This window comes from Massilia polaris, assembly GCF_012927275.1.
GTDB lineage: Bacteria > Pseudomonadota > Gammaproteobacteria > Burkholderiales > Burkholderiaceae_D > Telluria_A > Telluria_A polaris.
Genome location: NZ_JABBGG010000001.1, coordinates 384,148 through 403,220, shown reverse-complemented (window position 1 = coordinate 403,220; position 19,073 = coordinate 384,148). Strand labels below are relative to the sequence as shown.

The 19,073-nt window shown below is 63.9% G+C and carries 26 protein-coding genes and 1 pseudogene; 21 read left to right on the top strand and 6 right to left on the bottom strand.

From position 1 onward, the window contains the following. Window positions 1-66 precede the first annotated feature (66 nt). Window positions 67-1,194 carry an MGDG synthase family glycosyltransferase gene (locus HHL21_RS01945; protein WP_169463552.1) on the top strand — a complete coding sequence of 376 codons (1,128 nt, stop codon included), beginning with the start codon at window positions 67-69 and terminating at the stop codon, window positions 1,192-1,194. 2 nt (window positions 1,195-1,196) lie between these two features. Beyond that, window positions 1,197-1,661 carry a hypothetical protein gene (locus HHL21_RS01940; RefSeq protein ID WP_169463905.1) on the top strand — a complete coding sequence of 155 codons (465 nt, stop codon included), beginning with the start codon at window positions 1,197-1,199 and terminating at the stop codon, window positions 1,659-1,661. A 12-nt stretch (window positions 1,662-1,673) separates the two neighbouring features. Here the strand turns inward: HHL21_RS01940 and HHL21_RS01935 are convergent, their stop codons facing one another. Continuing rightward, a complete protein-coding gene (locus tag HHL21_RS01935) occupies window positions 1,674-2,390 on the bottom strand; it encodes an HAD family hydrolase (protein ID WP_169463551.1) in 717 nt (238 codons plus the stop codon). Window positions 2,391-2,632: 242 nt separating this feature from the next. On the opposite strand from HHL21_RS01935, the gene HHL21_RS01930 reads away from it, so the two are divergent. Further along, window positions 2,633-2,869 (top strand): hypothetical protein, encoded by a 237-nt coding sequence (locus tag HHL21_RS01930; protein ID WP_169463550.1) that lies wholly within the window; start codon window positions 2,633-2,635, stop codon window positions 2,867-2,869. Between the two features lie 100 nt (window positions 2,870-2,969). Here HHL21_RS01930 and HHL21_RS01925 read toward each other — a convergent pair whose 3' ends face one another. Beyond that, complete coding sequence (locus HHL21_RS01925) at window positions 2,970-3,890, bottom strand: LysR family transcriptional regulator (RefSeq protein WP_169463549.1); 921 nt, start codon at window positions 3,888-3,890, stop codon at window positions 2,970-2,972. A 155-nt stretch (window positions 3,891-4,045) separates the two neighbouring features. Between HHL21_RS01925 and HHL21_RS01920 the strand changes: the two genes are divergently transcribed. The 17 genes from HHL21_RS01920 (at window position 4,046) to HHL21_RS01845 (ending at window position 15,775) form a co-directional block, all read left to right on the top strand. Then, window positions 4,046-4,786 carry an SDR family NAD(P)-dependent oxidoreductase gene (locus HHL21_RS01920; protein WP_169463548.1) on the top strand — a complete coding sequence of 247 codons (741 nt, stop codon included), beginning with the start codon at window positions 4,046-4,048 and terminating at the stop codon, window positions 4,784-4,786. Window positions 4,787-4,826: 40 nt separating this feature from the next. Then, on the top strand, window positions 4,827-5,054 hold the full coding sequence (locus HHL21_RS01915) for a 2-hydroxymuconate tautomerase family protein (protein WP_169463547.1): 228 nt from the start codon (window positions 4,827-4,829) through the stop codon (window positions 5,052-5,054). Further along, complete coding sequence (locus HHL21_RS01910) at window positions 5,051-5,698, top strand: DsbA family protein (RefSeq protein WP_169463546.1); 648 nt, start codon at window positions 5,051-5,053, stop codon at window positions 5,696-5,698. The genes HHL21_RS01915 and HHL21_RS01910 overlap by 4 nt, the downstream gene beginning before the upstream one ends. 45 nt (window positions 5,699-5,743) lie before the next feature. Beyond that, a complete protein-coding gene (locus HHL21_RS01905; RefSeq protein WP_169463545.1) occupies window positions 5,744-7,153 on the top strand; it encodes an MFS transporter in 1,410 nt (469 codons plus the stop codon). A gap of 222 nt (window positions 7,154-7,375) precedes the next feature. Further along, window positions 7,376-7,657, top strand: a complete 282-nt coding sequence (locus tag HHL21_RS01900) for a BufA1 family periplasmic bufferin-type metallophore (protein WP_169463544.1) — start codon at window positions 7,376-7,378, stop codon at window positions 7,655-7,657. Next, window positions 7,657-8,082, top strand: coding sequence for a DoxX family protein (locus HHL21_RS01895; RefSeq protein ID WP_169463543.1), 426 nt, complete (start codon window positions 7,657-7,659; stop codon window positions 8,080-8,082). Before HHL21_RS01900 ends, HHL21_RS01895 begins: the two co-directional genes overlap by 1 nt. Before the next feature lie 40 nt (window positions 8,083-8,122). Next, on the top strand, window positions 8,123-8,467 hold the full coding sequence (locus tag HHL21_RS01890) for a lipase family protein (protein ID WP_206085505.1): 345 nt from the start codon (window positions 8,123-8,125) through the stop codon (window positions 8,465-8,467). An 82-nt stretch (window positions 8,468-8,549) separates the two neighbouring features. Continuing rightward, window positions 8,550-9,401, top strand: a complete 852-nt coding sequence (gene bufB, locus HHL21_RS01885; protein ID WP_169463542.1) for an MNIO family bufferin maturase — start codon at window positions 8,550-8,552, stop codon at window positions 9,399-9,401. Beyond that, window positions 9,398-10,150, top strand: coding sequence for an HvfC/BufC N-terminal domain-containing protein (locus HHL21_RS01880; protein WP_169463541.1), 753 nt, complete (start codon window positions 9,398-9,400; stop codon window positions 10,148-10,150). The genes bufB and HHL21_RS01880 overlap by 4 nt, the downstream gene beginning before the upstream one ends. A 34-nt stretch (window positions 10,151-10,184) precedes the next feature. Continuing rightward, entirely contained in the window at window positions 10,185-10,742 is a 558-nt protein-coding gene (locus HHL21_RS21990) for an alpha/beta fold hydrolase (RefSeq protein WP_308640217.1), read from the top strand. Window positions 10,743-10,844: 102 nt separating this feature from the next. After that, window positions 10,845-11,030 (top strand): hypothetical protein, encoded by a 186-nt coding sequence (locus HHL21_RS22240; RefSeq protein ID WP_308640216.1) that lies wholly within the window; start codon window positions 10,845-10,847, stop codon window positions 11,028-11,030. Between the two features lie 66 nt (window positions 11,031-11,096). Beyond that, complete coding sequence (locus HHL21_RS01870) at window positions 11,097-11,513, top strand: organic hydroperoxide resistance protein (protein ID WP_169463540.1); 417 nt, start codon at window positions 11,097-11,099, stop codon at window positions 11,511-11,513. 365 nt (window positions 11,514-11,878) lie between these two features. Next, the gene (locus tag HHL21_RS01865) at window positions 11,879-12,586 is read left to right on the top strand and encodes a cytochrome c biogenesis CcdA family protein (RefSeq protein WP_169463539.1); all 708 of its coding nucleotides are present in this window, start codon (window positions 11,879-11,881) and stop codon (window positions 12,584-12,586) included. A 2-nt stretch (window positions 12,587-12,588) separates the two neighbouring features. Further along, window positions 12,589-13,104, top strand: coding sequence for a thioredoxin family protein (locus HHL21_RS01860; RefSeq protein WP_169463538.1), 516 nt, complete (start codon window positions 12,589-12,591; stop codon window positions 13,102-13,104). Between the two features lie 146 nt (window positions 13,105-13,250). Further along, window positions 13,251-13,589: a CzcE family metal-binding protein gene (locus HHL21_RS01855; RefSeq protein WP_169463537.1), complete on the top strand. Its 339-nt coding sequence runs from the start codon at window positions 13,251-13,253 to the stop codon at window positions 13,587-13,589. A gap of 138 nt (window positions 13,590-13,727) precedes the next feature. Then, window positions 13,728-14,468 carry a response regulator gene (locus tag HHL21_RS01850; RefSeq protein ID WP_169463903.1) on the top strand — a complete coding sequence of 247 codons (741 nt, stop codon included), beginning with the start codon at window positions 13,728-13,730 and terminating at the stop codon, window positions 14,466-14,468. A gap of 50 nt (window positions 14,469-14,518) precedes the next feature. Further along, window positions 14,519-15,775 carry an ATP-binding protein gene (locus HHL21_RS01845; RefSeq protein WP_169463904.1) on the top strand — a complete coding sequence of 419 codons (1,257 nt, stop codon included), beginning with the start codon at window positions 14,519-14,521 and terminating at the stop codon, window positions 15,773-15,775. Window positions 15,776-15,789: 14 nt separating this feature from the next. Here HHL21_RS01845 and HHL21_RS01840 read toward each other — a convergent pair whose 3' ends face one another. Next, window positions 15,790-16,596, bottom strand: a complete 807-nt coding sequence (locus HHL21_RS01840) for an SDR family NAD(P)-dependent oxidoreductase (RefSeq protein ID WP_169463536.1) — start codon at window positions 16,594-16,596, stop codon at window positions 15,790-15,792. A 129-nt stretch (window positions 16,597-16,725) separates the two neighbouring features. Here HHL21_RS01840 and HHL21_RS01835 point away from each other — a divergent pair, with 129 nt between their 5' ends. Further along, window positions 16,726-17,673 carry a GlxA family transcriptional regulator gene (locus HHL21_RS01835; RefSeq protein ID WP_169463535.1) on the top strand — a complete coding sequence of 316 codons (948 nt, stop codon included), beginning with the start codon at window positions 16,726-16,728 and terminating at the stop codon, window positions 17,671-17,673. Window positions 17,674-17,710: 37 nt separating this feature from the next. Here HHL21_RS01835 and HHL21_RS01830 read toward each other — a convergent pair whose 3' ends face one another. The 3 genes and pseudogenes from HHL21_RS01830 to HHL21_RS01825 form a co-directional block, all read right to left on the bottom strand. Further along, window positions 17,711-18,322 (bottom strand): EAL domain-containing protein, encoded by a 612-nt coding sequence (locus HHL21_RS01830; RefSeq protein ID WP_229495958.1) that lies wholly within the window; start codon window positions 18,320-18,322, stop codon window positions 17,711-17,713. An 8-nt stretch (window positions 18,323-18,330) separates the two neighbouring features. Beyond that, window positions 18,331-18,588, bottom strand: coding sequence for a hypothetical protein (locus HHL21_RS21500; RefSeq protein WP_229495988.1), 258 nt, complete (start codon window positions 18,586-18,588; stop codon window positions 18,331-18,333). Beyond that, window positions 18,531-18,710: pseudogene (locus tag HHL21_RS01825) on the bottom strand (2Fe-2S iron-sulfur cluster-binding protein); the annotation flags it as partial. The gene HHL21_RS21500 and the pseudogene HHL21_RS01825, both read right to left, overlap by 58 nt. Window positions 18,711-19,073: the final 363 nt, after the last annotated feature.

Below are 19,073 nucleotides of genomic sequence, written 5' to 3'. Positions count from 1 at the left end.
CGGCTGTCATCGCACTGTCATACCTCCTGTATAGAATCTGGCGGGTTCCATCCTACGCAGGCGGCAATGGGCAAGACCAAAATACTTCTAGTCAGTGCATCAGCAGGCAACGGTCATACGCGCGCCGCCGAGGCGCTTCGAATGCACGCGCAGGGACCGGATGTCTCGGTCACCCACATCGACATCCTGAAGTTCGTCTCGCCGCTCCTGCGAACCGCATATGCCAAGGTGTATTCGGGGATGGTGAAGCACGCGCCTGCATTGTGGCGCCATGTGTACCAGAGCACCCATCAGGCGAAACGGGACGGGGGCGGGCATGCGCTGCGGCGCTGGGCCGAGCGCATTAACAGCGCCCGCTTTGTGCGCGAGATCGAGAAGATCGCCCCGGACCTGATTGTCTGTACCCACTTCCTGCCAGCCGACATCCTGTCGCAACTGATCGCCCGGGACGGCTTGTCATGTCCGGTGTGGGTACAAGTCACGGATTTCGACTTACACCCGATTTGGGTGCACGGGCACATGGCCGGGTATTTCGTACCGAACGAAGAGGTTGCGTTCCGTCTGCGTGAGCATGGCATCGCGGCGAATCAGATTCATATAACGGGCATTCCCATCATGCCGGGCTTTTCAGGCCATCATGACCGGGACGGATGCGCGCGCGAACTCGGGATTCCCGCTCACCGGATGACGATACTGCTGATGGGAGGCGGAGCAGGTTTCGGCACGGTCACCGACATCGCCGAGCGCCTGCTTCGAACAGATGACGACCTGCACGTCATTACGCTTGCGGGCAGGGACAAGTCCACCCTGGCAGCATTGAACGATCTCGCCGCACGCTATCCTGGACGCCTTTCGCCCCTTGCCCATACCGACAATATCGAGCGGCTGATGGCATGCTCCGATCTGGTGATCACCAAACCGGGCGGACTCACCACGTCCGAGTCTTTGGCTATCGGCCTGCCGATGGTGGTGATCGCGCCGATTCCGGGACAGGAAGAACACAACGCCAATTTTGTGCTGGAGCGCGGCGCGGCACTGAAGGCATTCGACTTGCTGACCCTGGAATATCGCGTCCGCTATTTACTCGCCCATCCAGCCAGGCTGGCCGAAATGCGCGCGAACGCCCATGCCCTCGGACGTCCGGCCGCAGCCAGCCGGGTGCTCGCCACCATACTCAGGCAGCCCACGGAATGACCATGCCCGCCTCTTATCTCATCCAGCTCCTGTCGACCCTCGGTTTCGTCGTGGTCCTTGCATATTTCTTTGCGAAGGTCGAAATCCACATTGAAGGCGATGCCGGCTGGGCGGCAAACCTGCCAACCTGGCGCATCGAAAAGCACTGGCTGCTCGATATTTTCTGGGGCGGACGCGCGATGACCGGTTATCACGCGTGGATGATTTCATTCGTCGCCCTGTTCTTCCATTTGCCCATTTTCCTGATGTGGCACTGGTCATGGCAGCTGGAGGCGCGCATTCTGGCGTCGATGATGGTGTTCTGGATCGTCGAGGATTTTTTATGGTTTATCGTGAATCCCGCGTTTGGATGGAAGCGCTTTCATCGTAAACATGTGTCCTGGCACAAGCACTGGATATTTGGCGCCCCAACCGACTATTGGATATTTGCCATCATCAGCGGCCTGCTGTTCGCCTGTTCAGTTTAAGCTGGGCCAGGTCTACGCAATTCTTAACGGATGGGCCGCTTCCTCTGCCGTCACCAGGTCGAAAGCGTTACGGATGCGTTGGCAAAGGTCGGCGGGCGTCCGCGAGATCACCTCATCCGGAACCGCAAATTTTTCGATCAGGCGGTCGTGGTCTTCAAATCCATACGAGACCATGAACGGATGCATTCCCGTGCTGATCGCGGCGTGAAAATCTTTGTGTTCATCGCCGCAGGCGTAAGCACGTGCCGGATTGATCTGGAACCTTTCGCGTATCAGGCGAAACTGCGAGGTCTTGCCCTCACTTAGCGGGACATGGTCGAAAAAATCGAACGCATTGACGTCGATATCGTGCCGGGAAAATAACTGCCTGAGCGTCTCCAATGGATCGTTGGTGATATTTCTCGTGACCAGGCCCACCACAATGTTCGGGTCCGCGACCAGCGACTTGATCATCTCCGGGATGCCGGGGTACAGCCGCGCGTCTGTCCGGTACACATCGGTCAGGGAATCGACGATTTTCTTTCGCCCCTGCTTGCGCAGGTTCTTTTTAATGATGGAAGGGAATTCCTTGATTCCGCCCAGATATTTGAACAGATGGTGGCGTTTCTGAAAGCTCTTTTCTTCACCGAGGGTCATGCCGTGGCGGGCAAAAGCAGCTTCGATCGCCGGATATGCATCGATCGTTGTCCCGTCAGCGTCCAGGATGATCAGTCTCTTCGATTGGAACATGGCTTTCTCCAGTGCGGGATTCGTCAGTATCCCGTCTCGCAATTCAGGAATGCATGGCGGCGCGGTGGCTCACCGTGCAGCTCCGCAAACCCGGCGTTCAGCTTGCGAACAACCCCATTCTGCGGAGTCCGGATGACATCTTGATGACATGGGACCCGGCTGTTGCGCCCCGTTCGCACTGCGACGCCGCAGTTGCATGGTTGATGGCATCATGGGACCTCACACCAGTTAAGGAGGGCGCCGTGCCAACACAACAACAGGGAGAGTACGAGATCGACTATTCAGGGGTCTGGATGGCGGATGTCGAGGGATGGGCGGCGCACGTGGCGATCTACGGCCCGTCGACGAACCCGATGCACCGGAACAGCATCGTGCCACCGCAACGGGTCGCGCTGGAAACGGTATTTGCGACGCAGGAGCAGGCCGAGACGGGGGCGCACCAAGCCGCCATGTCGATGCTGGATGAGCACTCCGGTTAGGAAGGTGGCCTGTTCCGTACGCGCTTGACGAAACCGCGCCAGATCGATGGCGCTGTGACGCAATTGAACGCCCGGGCTCGCCCCTCACCACCCGCAGCTGTTATTTGCCAGGCCCGGCCAGCCTGGCCAACAAGAAATCGACGAATGTGCGCACGCGCAGCGACAAGTGGCGCGCGTGCGGATACAGCAGGATGAACGGCCGCGACGTGCCGCCGTGCATGGGCAGCAGTTCCACCAGCGCGCCGCTCTGAATATCCTGCTCCACGATGAAACGGTAGGTTTGCACAATGCCTGCGCCGCTGCGCGCCAGGGTCACGATGCCAAGCACGTCTTCCGAACAGGTGTAGCCGCCGGTCGTCGCCACATCCACCGTTTTGCCATCGACGTGAAATGACCAGGGGATTCTGCGCCCCGTACTGGGCAGGTCGAATTGAATACATTCATGCCCATCCAGGGCTTCGAGGGAAGCCGGCGTCCCGGCGCGCTTCAGGTAGGCGGGCGACGCCACCAGCACCAGTTCCGCATCTTCCAGCTTGCGCGCAATGAGCGACGAGTCGACCGGATCGCGTCCGCGTATCGCGATGTCGTAGCGTTCGCCGGCAAAGTCGATGTTGCGGTTGCTGACATGCACCTCAACCGTCACGTCGGGATAAAGCTGGCGAAATTGCGGCAGTAACGGCAGCAGCCGGTAATGGGCATACGGCGTCGGCGCACTAATTCGCAGCGGCCCCGCCGGGGCCGTCTGCGCCCCCGTCACTTCGCGCTCGGCCTCGACCAATTGCATCAGCGCGTCTCGGCACTGGTCGTAGTAGCGGCGCCCGGCATCGGTCAGGCGGATCTGCCGCGTCGTCCTCACAAACAGGCGCACGCCCAGCCTTTCCTCCATGCGGCCGATCGAGCGGCTGATCGCGGCCGGCGTTACCCCGGCAATATTGGCCGCCCCTGTAAAGCTTGCCTGCTCCGCGGCCAGGCAGAACAGTTCGATACTGCCGAGCCGCATGGCGTCGAATTCGCGCGTCACTGGTCCTCCTTCCTCTTTTTAGTTACACCGTGTATCAAGTGATTTGCCTGAAATGGGATTTATCAACCGATGCGTCATAAGTATAGTGGATTCATGGCACCACGCAAATGTACCCGGCGCCTGCTAACCCACCCCAAGCACACAGGAGCAAGATCATGAGCACAAACAAAACAGTTATCGTCACCGGCGCATCGAGTGGCATCGGCTTCGCGCTTGCGAAAGCCTACCTCGAGCGCGGCTACAACGTCGTCGGCAATGCCCGCTCGCTCGAGCGCCTGGAGAGCGCCGCACAAGCACTGGGCAACCCGGCCAACTTCGTGCTGGTGGCCGGCGATATCGCCCTGCCTTCGACCGCCGCCGCCCTGTTCGAGCGCGCCATCGACGCTTTCGGCAAGGTCGACATCCTGATCAACAATGCCGGTATCTTCATCGCCAAACCGGTCGGCGATTACACCGAGGACGACCTGGAAACCATCGTCAGCACCAACCTGAAGGGCTTTTTCTACCCGTCGCAGCAGGCCGCCGAACATATGCGCGCCAACCGTGATGGCCACATCGTCACCATCACGGCCAGTGTCGCCATGCAGCCGAACGCCAAGATCCCTGCCCTGCTGCCCGTGCTGATCAAGGGCGGCCTGAACCACGCCACGCGTGCCCTTGCCATCGAACTTGCTACTTCCAACGTGCGCGTCAATGCAGTCGCACCCGGCATCATCGTCACCCCCATGCACGGCACCGACGAGGGAACGACCACGTTCCTGAAAGGGCTGGCCCCGAACGGCGCCATGGGCAGCACCCAAGACGTCGTCGACGCCGTGCTGTACCTGACCGACTCCACCTTCACCAGCGGGACCGTGATGGCCGTCGATGGCGGCGCAACTGCCGGCACCTGGTAAGCGCACGCCTTCCCAACTCTTGAATTAAAGGACAACTGCCATGCCATTCGTAAATATCCGAGTCACCCGGGAGGGTGTCACCGCCGCACAGAAACTTGCGTTGATCGAAGGCGTCACCGACCTGCTCACGGAAGTGCTCAACAAAGATCCCGCCACCACCTTCGTCATCATTGATGAAGTGGAGACCGACAACTGGGGCGTGAACCGCGAGAACACCACCACGCGGCGCAAACGCGCCGCCACCGGTAATGCAGGAGACCCGAAATGAGACTGCTCTTTGCCGGCGACCCCATGTGCTCGTGGTGCTATGGATTCGTGCCGGAACTGAAATCGCTGGCCGAGCGCCATCCGATGCTGCCGCTGACCCTCCTGATGGGCGGCGTACGGGCTGGCGCCACCGACCTGCTGGATCATGCCGGCAAGCAGTTCCGGCTTGGCCACTGGGCGATGGTGGAGGAGAAAAGTGGCCGCCCCTTCAATCGCGATGCTTTCGTGGCACGCGAGAATTTTGTCTACAACACTGAACCGGTATGCCGTGCGGTCGTCAATGCGCGCCTGCTCGCGCCGCAAGCGAACCAGTTGCTGGTGTTCGAAGCATTGCAGCAGGCTTTCTATGTCAGCGGCCGCGACACCACCGATGGCGCGGTCCTGGCCGTGATTGCGGTCGGCGCCTTGCAACAGCAAGGCGAGGCGGTGACCGTCAGCCAGTTCCACGACGCCTGGAATGACCCAGCCACCATCGCAGCGACGGCCGCCGAATTCAGAGAGGTCCGTTCGCTCGGCGTCAGCAGCTTTCCGCAATTGCTGCTGGAAGTCGATGGCCGCGTGATCAAGCTCAGCCAGGGCTACGCCAAGGTTGACGAACTCGACGCGGCCCTGTCCGAAGCATTGCGCCAGCACGCGGCGGTGTAGTGGCCGGCATCGATTTCCCCTCGCCCTGATCATCGGAGAAACAACATGACCGCCTCTTCCGGCAGCACCCTGCGCGCCGTTCTGCTGGCCAGCAGCTTCGCTTTCATCGTGGTGCAGCTCGACGTCACCATCGTCAACGTGGCGTTGCCTGCGGTCGGCAAGGAGCTGGGCGCAGATGTCGGCGCGCTGCAGTGGGTGGTCGATGCCTATACCCTCGGGTTCGCCGTGTTCTTGCTGACCGCGGGCCTGATGGGCGACCGCTTCGGGCCGCGCCGGATCTTCCTCGCTGGCTTTGCGCTGTTCGCGGCCGCCTCGGTCGCGTGCGCGCTGGCGCCTTCGGTCCTCGCGCTCGACGTGGCAAGAGTAGCGCAAGGCATCGGCGCCGCACTGCTGGTGCCAAGCTCGCTTTCGATACTCAACTCAGCGTATGCGCATGACAAGGTCGGGCTGGCCAAGGCGATAGGCTGGTGGACCGCGGCCGGCGGGGTGTCGATCGCCGCCGGTCCGGTCGTGGGCGCCCTGCTGCTGTCAATCGGTGGGTGGCGCAGTATCTTCTGGGTCAATGTGCCGATCTGCCTGGCCGGATTCGTGTTGGCCTGCAAGGCGGTGCCACGCGTGCACGCCGCATCGGCAGCGCGTTCTTTCGACCTTCCAGGACAATTGCTTGCCATGGTCGCGCTGACCGCGCTGGTCGGCGCCGTCATCGAAGCGCCGGCGCGCGGCTGGTCGAGCGCCATCGTGCTGGCCGCGCTCGGATGTGCAGTGCTTGCAGCGTCCGCTTTCGTGGTGGTCGAACGGCGCTCGCGCACTCCCATGCTGCCGCTGCGACTGTTCGGCAACGCGGGCTTTTCCGCCGCCGTGATGTTTGGCGTACTGGTCAATTTTTCCTACTACGGCGTGATCTTCATCCTCAGTATTTACCTGCAACGGGTACGCGGCTTTTCGGCGACCGAAACCGGGCTGGCCTTCCTGCCCCTGACCGGCACTTTCATTTTCTCCAATATCGCCAGCGGCTGGCTGACGTCGCGTGCAGGCCTGCGTATGCCGATGGTGCTGGGGGCACTGCTCGGCGCGGCCGGCTATGCATTGCTCGGCAGCCTGGGCAGTGCGCGCGACGCCAGTTTCCTGCAGATGCTGCCCGGACTCGCGCTCATACCCGCCGGGATGGGGCTGGCCGTACCGGCCATGACCACGTCGATCCTGGGCAGTGTGCAAGCCCACCAGGCCGGCGTCGCATCGGCCGTACTCAATACGGCGCGCCAGGTTGGCGGGGCCATGGGGGTTGCAGTTTTCGGGGCCATGGTCGCGGCGGGCTCGCCCGACCAGGCCGAGCGCGGCCTGCAGCTGGCAATGGCCGTTTCCTCAGCTCTGCTGCTTGCCGCTGGCGCGCTTGCATACCGCTACATCGCCCGCTCCAGCCCGGCGCCAGCGTCAGCTACCTCACTCTGCCGTTAAACGCATCCCCGTTTGGTACGGATTGGTATCAGGCCGCGTCCGGATACACGGCGGTACATGCACCGGGCTTAGGTGACACACACCAGATACACCGGATTGCATTCTTGCTGCACGGGCTGATCACTTGGGTCGATTGACATGAGCACCCGGGATCTGCCGCGTTACCGGGCCGGCGCCATCCGGCCCGGACGGACAAAACACCTGACCAATTGGAGAATTCATATGAAGAATACGCACGCTGCCCTGGCCGCCACCCTTGCACTCACGCTCGCCGCCTTTGCTACCGGCGCCCAGTCCGCCGACGCGCCGAAGCCGAAGGCAACCGAGAAATGCTATGGCGTTTCGCTGGCTGGCCACAACGACTGCGCCGCCGGTCCGGGCACCTCGTGTGCAGCCACTTCCACGGCCGACTACCAGGGCGACGCCTGGACGCTGGTCCCGAAAGGCAGCTGCGTCACGATCAAGACACCCAAGGGCAACGGCTCCCTGACCGCCAAGTCGTGATGTCCGGCTCCCTGCAGCGCGTCTTGCCGAACCGCTTGCTACTGCTGACCGCGCGTGTCGCCGCCGCGTCGATCTTCTGGTTGTCGGGACGCACCAAGGTCGAAGGCCTGTTGACGATCAAGCCGCTGGCCTACGAGTTGTTCCGGTCGGAGTACGCGTTGCCGGTCATTTCAGCCGAACTTGCCCCCCAGCTTGCGACGTATTCCGAGCATCTGTTTCCCCTGCTGCTGGTCGCTGGCTTGTTTACCCGGGCTGCCGCGGCGGCGCTGCTCGGAATGACGGCAGTGATCCAGATATTCGTCTACCCGCAGGCATGGCCGACACACCTGAGCTGGGCCGCCCTGCTGCTGCCACTCTTGGCGCACGGCGCTGGCGCCTGGTCGCTGGACAGTTTGCTGAATCGCCGGAAAGCACGTTCCATCTAACGCCGCATCACGAGGCCCGCGGGCCTCAAGGAGAAATCGTTTGAAAATTCTATCGGCATTTGCCCTCACGGTCGTGCTCACGGCGCCCGTGCTCGCTTCCGCTGCAGCGCCAGCGGAACCTGCCGGCGCGAAGAATATCGTCATTGTCCACGGTTCGTTTGTCGACGGCTCGGGCTGGCGGGTCGTTCACGACATCCTCATGCTCAAGGGGTACAACGTCAGCGTCGTGCACCAGCCGCAAACGACGATGGCTGCGAACGTCGCCGCCACCCGCAAGATCGTCGACCAGCAATCCGGCGCGGTGGTGCTGGTGGGCCACAGTTCCGGCGGCTCGGTGATCACCATTGCCGGCGACCGCCCTAGCTGGCCGAAGGCGGCACCCTGACCGAGGCGAAGTAACAAGCCACCTGGCCCGGTCCGAGCGACCGGGCCAGCCAGCCCTTTCACCTTTTTGCAGAGTACCCACGATGCGCGCATCCAATCCCCGCTTTTCCGGCTACGGCCTTGGCCTTCGCAAGGAGCACTACCGTGACTTCCTCGACACCACAGTGCCTGTCGATTTCGTCGAGGTCATCTCGGAAAACTTCATGGTCGATGGGGGCCAGCCGCGCGCCATCCTGCGCCAGGTCCGCGAGCGCCACCCGGTCGCGCTGCACGGCGTATCGATGTCGATCGGTTCGGCCGATGGCCTGCGGCGCGATTACCTGCTGCGCCTGAAGGCCCTGGCCGATGAGATCGAGCCGCTGTTCGTGTCCGACCACTTGAGCTGGTCGCGCATCGGCACGTTCAACTCGCACGACCTGCTGCCCGTCCCTTACACCGAAGAGGCGCTCGATATCGTCTGCGCCAACATCGACCAGGCCCAGGACGTCCTCGGCCGCAGCATGCTGTTCGAGAATCCGTCCAGCTACCTCGCCTTCGATGGCGCCGCGATGACGGAATGGGAGTTCCTGGGCGCCATGGCCAAGCGTACCGGCTGCGACCTGCTGCTGGATGTGAACAATATCTATGTGTCCGCAACCAACCATGGCTTCGAGCCGCTGGATTTCCTCGCGGGCATCCCGGCCGAACGGGTGCGCCAGATCCATCTTGCCGGCCACAGCCAGGGCAAGGATCTGTTGATCGATACCCACGACCGCGCAGTCAGCACGGAGGTTTGGTCGTTGTATGCGCAGGCCATTTCGCTGCTCGGCCCGGTCGCCACTATGATCGAGCGCGACGACGACGTCCCGCCGCTGGCCGAACTGCTGACGGAGGTGTCGCTGGCGCGCGGCTTTGGGGCCGGCGAACTGCGCGCACGCCATCGGGAGGCTGCATGATGCTCGCCGAAATGCAGCGCGACTTCCGGTGCTGGCTGGTCGCGGGCACAGACGAGGCCGCAGTCCGCCTGGGCGCCGCCGCTAGCGCCGGGCTGTCGGTCTACCAGAACAACTACCGCGCCCAGCTCGTGGGCTGCCTTGAGGTGTCGTTCCCCCAAGTGCGCGCGTGGATGGGCGAGGACGCCTTCCTGTCCACGGCCATCACCCACATCGGCCATTATCCGCCAACCGCCTGGACGCTTGACGCTTATGCCGACGATTTCCACGCCACCCTGGCCCGCCAGTTCCCCGACAACCCCGACCTGCACGAACTTGCGTGGATCGAGCACGCGCTGTCGGGGGCCTTCGTTGCCGCCGACGCCACACCGCTGGCGCCCGACGCGCTGGCCGGCATCGACTGGGACACGGCGCGCCTGCTGCTGGCGCCTTCGTTCGCGAGCCGGCTCGCCACCACCAATGCGCATGCCATCTGGCGCGCGCTGGGCGACGGCGGGCCGGTGCCCGGGGGCGAAATGCTGGCCGGACCGGCCGGGCTGATCGTGTGGCGGCGCCAGTTCACTTCATGCCTGCGGCAGGTCGACGCGCTCGAATTCGAGGCGCTGCGCCACCTGCAGGCAGACGGCAGCTTTGCGGCCCTGTGCGAGCTGCTGGTCGGGCGTCTCGGCGAAGCCGACGGCGTCGCGAAGGCTGGGTCGCTGCTCGCCAGCTGGCTGGGCAGCGAGCTGATCGAGCGGGTCTATACAGACTGAGCGCAGCGCATTCCCTCACATCGCAGGAAACATCATGTCAGACACTTCGCCACAACGCCGCTCCTTCCTGCGGTTTGCCGCCGCCGCCCTGGGCAGCTTGCCCTTGGCGCCGATGGCGCTGGCCGCACCGGCGCCGGCTGCCATGGCCACGCGCCAGGTCGAGGCAGGACCACTCGACGTCGCCGTCCACGAGGCCGGGCCGGAGAATGGCCGCCCGGTGATCCTGCTACACGGCTTTCCTTACGACATTCACAGTTTTGCGGCGGTGGCGCCGATGCTCGCCGCGCAAGGCGTGCGCGTGATTGTTCCTTACCTGCGCGGCCACGGCAGCACCCGCTTTCTCGATCCGGCCACGCCACGCTCCGGCCAGCAGGCTGCCCTCGGCCAGGACGTGATCGACCTGATGAATGCACTGCATATCCCCGAAGCGGTGCTGGCCGGCTTCGGCTGGGGCGGCCTGGCCGCCCGCGTCGCTGCGGCTCTGCGCCCGACCCGGGTCATCGGCATCGTCTCGGCCAACGGCGGCCCGAACCAGGACATCGCCAGGGCTGGCGCACCGGCCGCGCCACAGGCCGAAGCCGGGCTGTGGTAACAGTGCTACTTCCAGACCGAGCGCGGCCGCGCAGGACTGGCGGCGGGTTTTCCCGACTACGCGCAGGCGGAAAGCCAACTGGCGCTGCCGGCGCCACTGACAATGCCCATCATCACGCTCGACGGCATGGCCGCGGCGGCCGATGGACGCGCGCCGGCAGCACAATTCCGCGGCCAGCGCAGCCATCGGCAGATTGCCGGAGCTGGCCACAACCTTCCGCAAGAAGCGCCCAGCGCGTTCGCCGGCGCCGTCGTCGAACTGGCGCGCAGCGGCCGATGGCGTACCTGATTTCTTTCGCGAGAAATAGCAGTTTCACTGCACCACCACTTCCTTCACTTACTTTAGGATTACATCATGACCAAGCTCGACAACGTTTTGTACACAGGTAAAACCCACACTTCCGGCGGACGCACCGGCACATCGCGCAGCACCGACGGCCGCCTTGACATCCAGTTGTCATCGCCCGGCACCAGCGGCGCCGGCACCAATCCGGAGCAGTTGTTTGCAGCAGGCTGGTCCGCCTGCTTCATCGGCGCGATTGGCAAAGCCGCCGCCGGCATGAAGATCGCCTTGCCGGCGGACCTGGCGGTCGACGCCGAGGTGGACCTCGGCACAAGCGAAGGCGCTTACGCCCTGCAAGCGCGCCTGTATGTCAGCCTGCCTGGCGTCGAGCGCACAGTTGCCCAGGCGCTGGTCGACGCCGCGCACCAGACCTGCCCCTACTCCAAGGCCACGCGCGGCAATATCGATGTCGTGATCGCACTGGCCTGACAAGGCGCGCTGGCAATCCGCTCACCAGCAAAATCGACTGGCGCCAGGCAGTGAATATCTTCATTGGCTGGCGCCGTTGGTCGATAATGAGTTGCTTGATATCATTAAATGCCTTGCGTGTATCGGGTGTCGTCATCGGGACTGCATCGGCCCGGCCCCCGCGCGCGGTACCCAACTTCCCCCTCCGCTTCCCCGCAGCCGCCAGCACCATGCCCGTCGCGGGCAATTATTTGTATCCCACTGTATCGGCTGCCCGTGGGGGCTACAAAACATTGCGCAACCCCGGCCGCGGGAACACACCAGCGATACCTGGCGCCGGTGTAATGGCGTCATGCCGTACCGCGGCGCACCCACCGGAGTTGTACATGCACAGTCTCATCGAAGTGCCGCTCGCCTTGCTGGCCGGCGTACTCACCATTGCCTCACCCTGCGTCCTGCCTATCCTGCCGATCGTGCTCGGCACCTCGGTGGCGCGATCGGGCCGGACCCGTCCCCTGTTCATTGCCGGCGGGTTTGTGCTGACCTTCGCGGCCCTTGGCATGCTGCTCAGCGTCGTATCCAACAGCGCCATCCTGGCCCAGGAAACCCTGCGCAACACCGGTATCGCCGTGCTCGCAGTGGCCGGCCTCACCCGGCTTTGGCCCGCGCCTTACGACTGGCTGGTGGCGCGCGTTGGCGGACCACTCCAGCGCATTGGCGCGCTTGGCAATGGCGCAGGGGCCGGTAACGGCGGCGGCTTCGTGCTCGGCATGTCGCTGGGCGCGGCCTGGACGCCCTGCGCCGGCCCTGTGCTGGCATCGATCCTGGCGCTGGTGGCGCGTTCGCAAGACCCCGGCTGGGCCGCCGTGCTGCTGGGCTGCTATGCGGCCGGCGCCGGCATTCCCATGCTGGCGATCGCCTACGGCGGCCAGTTCGCCACTACCCGTATCCGCGCGCTTGCACGTCACGCGGAGCGCCTGCAGCAGGGCTTCGGCGTGCTGGTGCTGCTTACCGCCGCCGCCATGTTCTTCCAGTACGACGTGCTGGCCTATGCATGGCTTGCCGACCGCTTTCCCAACCTCAAAGGACTGTAACCATGAACCCATTTCACCACCTCGCCGCCGTGGCGCTGGCACTTGCAGCGTCGTCCCACACGCTGGCCGCGGACCTGCGCACCCCGATCCCGGCGCCCGCCTTCCAGGGCATCGACACCTGGCTCAACGGCGCGCCCCTGACCATCGAAGGACTGCGCGGCAAAGTCGTGCTGGTCGATTTCTGGACCTACACCTGCATCAACTGCATACGCACCCTGCCCTACGTAAAGAAATGGCACCAGGCGTACAAGAACCATGGCCTGGTCGTGGTGGGCGTGCATACGCCGGAATACGGGTTCGAGCGCAAGACCGAAAACGTGAAGGACGCCATCAAGCGCTTCGGCATCGGCTACCACGTGGCGCAGGACAACCGCTACGCCACCTGGAGCGCATACAACAACTCGTACTGGCCGGCGGTGTACCTGATCGACAAAAAGGGACGCATCGCCTACACCCATTTCGGCGAAGGCGACTACGCCGAGACCGAAGCGGCCATCAAGCGCCTGCTGGCAGAGTGAAACGATTTGTATCCCACTGTGTACCGGCGCGGCCGGTACACACAGGCTTACGCAACCGGGCCCTTCGCGACACCAGCCCGATACGCAGGCCCGGTTTAATGAACACATCGGCGCACTAACGCGTCGACCTATCTAAAGGAACTACCATGATGAACCTGAAACACGCCGCCCTCCTGATCCTGTCTGCCGCCATCGCCACTGGCGCCAGCGCCGCCGGACCAACCGGCGAGCGCGCCGACTTCGGCGTCGCTGTCGCCAACACCGCCGCCGAACGCACCATCGAAATCAAGCCTAAGACAAAGCATGTCAACGTGGTCGACGGCGAGACCGTCAAGTTTGCCGTCGATGGCAAGGAGTTCAGCTGGCACTTCCGCACTTGGCCCAGCACGAACCAGTTCGCCCTTGAAAAGATCGCACCGCGCGATACCCAGGCCAATGGCGTGACCGTCCATGTGGCGCGCAACCCGACCTACTTCAGCAACTGATCGGACCTTCCATGAAGCGCTTGCTTGCCGTCCTTGCCTTTGTATTCGGTGGCATCTCCGTTGAGGCGACCACGCCGGCCCAGTGCAAGCTGATCCACGTTACTCGCCCGGAGCGGCGCGATGGAGTATGATCGCCTGATGGGGAATATGAACCACGTCCTGATCGTCGACGACGATCGCGAGATCCGCGACATGCTCGCGGCCTATCTGGAAAAGAACGGCCTGCGCGCCACGGCCGTGGCGAACGGCCGCGAGATGCGCGCCGCATTAGCCGATGGCGCCGTCGACCTGGTCGTGCTTGACCTGATGTTGCCCGGTGAAGATGGCCTGAGCCTGTGCCGCGACCTGCGTAGCGGCCCGATGCGCAACATGCCGATCCTGATGCTGACGGCGCGTTCGGACGAGAGCGACCGCATCCTCGGCCTTGAAATGGGCGCCGACGATTACCTGACCAAGCCCTTTGCCGCGCGCGAACTGCTGGCGCGCGTGAATGCGATCCTGCGCCGCGCGCGCATGCTCCCGCCTAATTTCCAGGTCACGGAGGCTGCCAAAATCATCGCCTTCGGCGACTGGCGCCTGGATACCACCGCGCGCCACCTGCTATACCGTGACGGCACCATGGTGGCGCTGAGCGGCGCCGAGTTCCGCCTGCTGCGCGTGTTCCTCGACCATCCGCAACGGGTGCTCAACCGCGACCAGCTGCTGAACCTGACCCAGGGCCGCGACGCCGACCAGTTCGACCGTTCGATCGACCTGCTGGTAAGCCGCCTGCGCCAGCGCCTGAACGACGACCCGCGCGAGCCGCGCTACATAAAAACCTTGCGCAGCGAAGGCTATGTGTTTTCGGCGGTGGTGACGGTGGTCGAGGAACACCGGTGAAGCTGCCCTGGCCGCGCACGCTGTTTGCCAGGCTGGCGCTGATTTTTTGCATGGGCCTGGTGCTGGCGCAGTCGCTGTCGGTCTGGCTCACCATGACCGAACGCGACCAGGCCACCATGACGATGATGATGGGCTATATCGAGCGCGAAGTCGCCAGTTCGGTGGCCTTGCTCGATCATCTGCCGCCGCAGGAGCGTGTGGCCTGGCTGCCCCGCCTCGCCCGCCGCAGTTACGAATTCGTCCTCGATCCGGGTGTGACGGGCTCCCCTCCGGACGCCCTCCTGTCGGCCGCGGTGGCCCAATCGATCGCCCAGGGCATCGGCAAGAGCTATGCCCTGACCGCCAACGCGGTGCCGGGGGCGCGCGAACGGCTGCAGGTACACCTGCAACTGAGCGACGGCACGCCGCTGACCATCGACATCCGCCCGATGTCGGGTGTGCCGGTGTCGCGCTGGCTGCCGCTGGTACTGCTGCTGCAGGTTGCATTGCTGGGCGCGTGCGTCTGGCTGGCCGTGCGCCTGGCCACCCGGCCGCTGCATCAGCTGGCGATGGCTGCCGATACCCTGGGACCCGACCTGAACGCGGCACGCCTGCCCGAAGACGGGCCCGCCGAAGTGGCGATAGCGGCCCGGGCGTTCAATGCGATGCAGGACCGCATCGCCACCTACATGACTGACCGCATGCAGATACTCGCGGCGATCTCGCACGACCTGCAAACGCCGATTACCCGCATGCGCCTTCGGCTCGACCTGATGGAGGACCGCGCAGAACACGTCAAACTGCGCCAGGACCTGCATGAAATGGAGACGCTGGTGCGCGAGGGCGTGGTGTACGCGCGCACCTTGCACGGCTCAACGGAAGCCCCGTGCAAGGTGGATATCGACGCGCTGCTCGATATTGTGGTGTGCGACTACACCGACGCCGGCAAGGCGGTCACCCTGCATGGCAGGGTCGGCGCGCCGATGCTGGCGCGGCCACAGGCGCTGCGCCGCGTGATCGGCAACCTGACCGACAACGCGCTGAAGTTCGCCGGAATGGCCGAACTGTCAGTCTCGGTCGTCGACGGCCTGGTGGCGATCTCCGTGCTGGACCGCGGACCGGGCATCCCGGCGGAGTCGCTCGACGCGGTGTTCGAACCCTTCCACAGGCTGGAGGACTCGCGCAACCGCGACACCGGCGGCACCGGCCTGGGACTGGCGATCGCGCGCCAGCTGACGCTGGCGATGGACGGCGAGCTGTCGCTGCATAACCGCGAAGGCGGCGGCCTGGAAGCGCGGCTGCTGCTCAAGGGGCTGGCCAGCCGCTAAGCCGGCCATCGGTGTCATACCCTTGCATGTCCATACCGCGCCGCCGGTGCCTGCCTGGACAGGTTCGGCAGCAGCTTCTGGCGGGCTGCCTCGTAGGCAATCCAATCGGCGGCATCGGGCAGCGACGGGATGGTGATCAGTTCGCCCTGGTCGAAACCGGCAAGCGCCGCATCGACCATGTCCTCGGCGCGCATCACGATTTCGCCCGGCAGGTGCGCCACCGGCGTTCCGGCGATGTCCCAGAAATCGGTCGCGGTCGCACCCGGGGCGACGGCTTGGATGCGGATGTTCTTGTCCGATAGCTCGTGACTGAGCGACTGGCTGAAGGCCAGCACGAACGCCTTGCTGGCGCCATATACACCATTGAGCAGCTCGGGCGCGATACCGACAATGGAAGCGATGTTGATCACCGCTCCGCCGCCCCGCTTGACCATGCCAGGAACGGCTGCGTAGGTCAGGCGGGTCAGCGCCGTCACGTTCAGGTTGATCATGCTGGTCATGCTGTCGATGTCGGACGCCAGCAGCGGCGCCGTCGCCCCGACGCCGGCATTGTTCACGAGCAGCGTCAACGGGATGTCGGAGCCGAGCACGGCCTCGACGCTGGCCAGGCCGGCCTGGTCGTTCAGGTCCGCGGCGAGCACTTCGGCCTTGCGGCCCGTGTCTGTGCTGATACGGTGTGCCAGCGCCTCAAGGCGCTCGCGATTGCGCGCGACAAGGATCAGGTCATAGCCGCGGCGCGCCAGGCGGTCCGCGTAAATAGCGCCAATACCGGTCGATGCGCCGGTGACCAGCGCTGTGCCTTTCGAGGGATTCGGGTTCATCGTGTTTCTCTTTCAGGTGGCCACCGCGGGTCGCGGTGAGTAAGAGCTATCATATGCCCGCTTGCGTTTGACTCAAAGGTCATATATACAGCGTTTCAGGACATCGATTTTCACGCAAGGAGCAGCGCTATGCGCGACATAGGATTTGTGGTCTTCCCCGGTTTCCAGGTGATGGGTTTTGCGGCGACGAGCGTGTTTGAAGTTGCCAACCTGGTCGCCTGCGACGCGCTGTACCGCATTCGCCTGCTCTCCGAAGCAGGGGGGCTGGTCGCGACCTCGGCCGGGTTTGCGGTGCAAACCGAAGCCTTCGGCGATACCCCGTTCGATACTGTCATCGTCGGCACCGGCATGCACCCGGCGCCATCGAGCGCGGGCATGCTTCATTTCATCAGGAACAGCGTGCAAACAACGCGCCGCGTTGCGGCGCCCTGCATCGGCGCTTTCATCCTGGCCGAGGCCGGCGTACTGGACGGGCGGCGCGCAACCACCCACTGGGCCGTCGCGCGCGACCTGCAGAACCGCTATCCCTTGCTCAGGATAGACGAGGACCGGATCTACATCAAGGACGGGAATGTGTGGACCTCGGCGGGCATGTCGGCCGGCGTCGACCTTGCCCTGGCAATGGTGGAGGATGATTACGGTGCGGAACTGACCCGCATGGTGGCCCGCAACATGGTGCTCTACCATCGGCGCGCCGGCGGCCAGTCGCAATTTTCGGCGTTGCTGGAGCTCGATCCCAAGTCGGACCGCATCCAGACTGCCGTCGACTTCGCCAAAAAGAACCTGCGTAGCACCTTGTCGGTGGAGGAACTGGCCGACGTGGCGCGCCTCAGTCCGCGCCAGTTCAGCCGCACCTTCCGTCTCGAAACCGGGCAGTCGCCGGCCAAGGCGGTCGAGCACCTGCGGGCGGAGGCGGCCCGCCTGCTGATGGAGCAAGGCCGCTTGTCGATGGACGCCATAGCCAATGAAACCGGCTTTTCCGACCGCGAGCGCATGCGCCGCGCCTTCCTGCGCGTCTTTGGCCAGCCGCCGCAGGCGGTACGCCGCAATGCACGAATCGGTGAGCTGGCAAGTTAGTGCGTGCCGGCCGGTGCCCAGGGCCGGCCGGCATCGGCTACACCCAGCCGCGTTCCCATTGCTTCAGCTGGGCCGCCGGCATCGGCATGCTGATCAGGTAGCCCTGCGCCACATCGCATCCGAGCGCGGCCAGGCAGTTCCACGCTTCCCGCGTTTCGACGCCCTCGGCCACGACCTCCATCCCGAGCCTGTGGCCAAGCTCGATAGTCGATGAAATGATCACGCCCGACTCGCGGCTCGCCACCATCGCCTGGACGAACGACTGGTCGATCTTGATCGCGTCAACCGGCAGTTTTTGCAGGTAGCTCAGGCTCGAGTAGCCGGTGCCATAGTCGTCGATGAACAGCTTGACGTTCAATCGTTTCAGCGCGCTGAGCGTCTCGATCGCCGCTGCCGGATCGCTCATCAGGGCGCTCTCGGTCAGCTCGAACTGAATCAGTTCCGGCGCCACGTCCCAGCGGGAAAACAGCGCGCGGATGCGGTCGACGATAGCGGGATCGTAGAGGTCATGTGCCGACAGGTTAACCGCCAGCGGCCAGTCCAGCCCTGCCTTGCGCCATGCATGGCTCTGGCTGAACGCCGCCTCCAGGATCCAGTTCGTCAAGGGCGTGATCATGCCCGCGCGTTCGGCCAGCTGGATGAATTCCATCGTCGACATCATCCCGTGCCGCGGATGCTGCCAGCGCACCAGCGCACCAGCGCCTCGGCGCCGCATACGCGGCGCGAGCGCATGTCGACCTTAGGCTGGCAATACAAATGCAGTTCGCTGCAACCGATCGCCCGGTGCAAATCGCCCATCAGCGACAAGCGGCGGGTGTGTTCGATTTCCTGGCCTTCCGTGTAGAGGGCGTAGGAAACGAGAATCCACTGCGGACAATGACATGGCACGTCGTGCAAGCCCCTACCTTTCCACATGCGTGCTCGACGTCGATCTTGTTGACCAGTAGCGCATCACAGATGCTTGTTCCCGCACGGATGTTCACTTCAGCCCCGGTTGGCGCGGGTTCTGGATGGGGCAATATCGTGACCTTAGGCATTAGCGCCCTCCCCGGTCCGCCCAGCCGGCTTTCGATATCGACAGATAATACACGGGCTAATTAGCGTGCCAGGCCTGGCTGCCTCGACTGTTGTACCAAGCACCGCACCGCTGTTCTCGTCCAGGTCGGCCACCTGCTCGTTCCGCATACTTCCCGGACTTCCATTGGTGTCTGCGACACGCCCAGTCGCCATGACGGTGTGTGAGTCAGTGCGGCCGAATTTTAGCTCTAACATAAGGGCCCTCCAAGATGTAGTGAGGTCACTGTCATCGTTCCAACGATGGAAAGGTCAAGCAGAAACGGGCGGGCTGCGTAATTTGCGAGGAAGCGGATCACGACTGCGGCGGAGCCGCAGCATTCCGA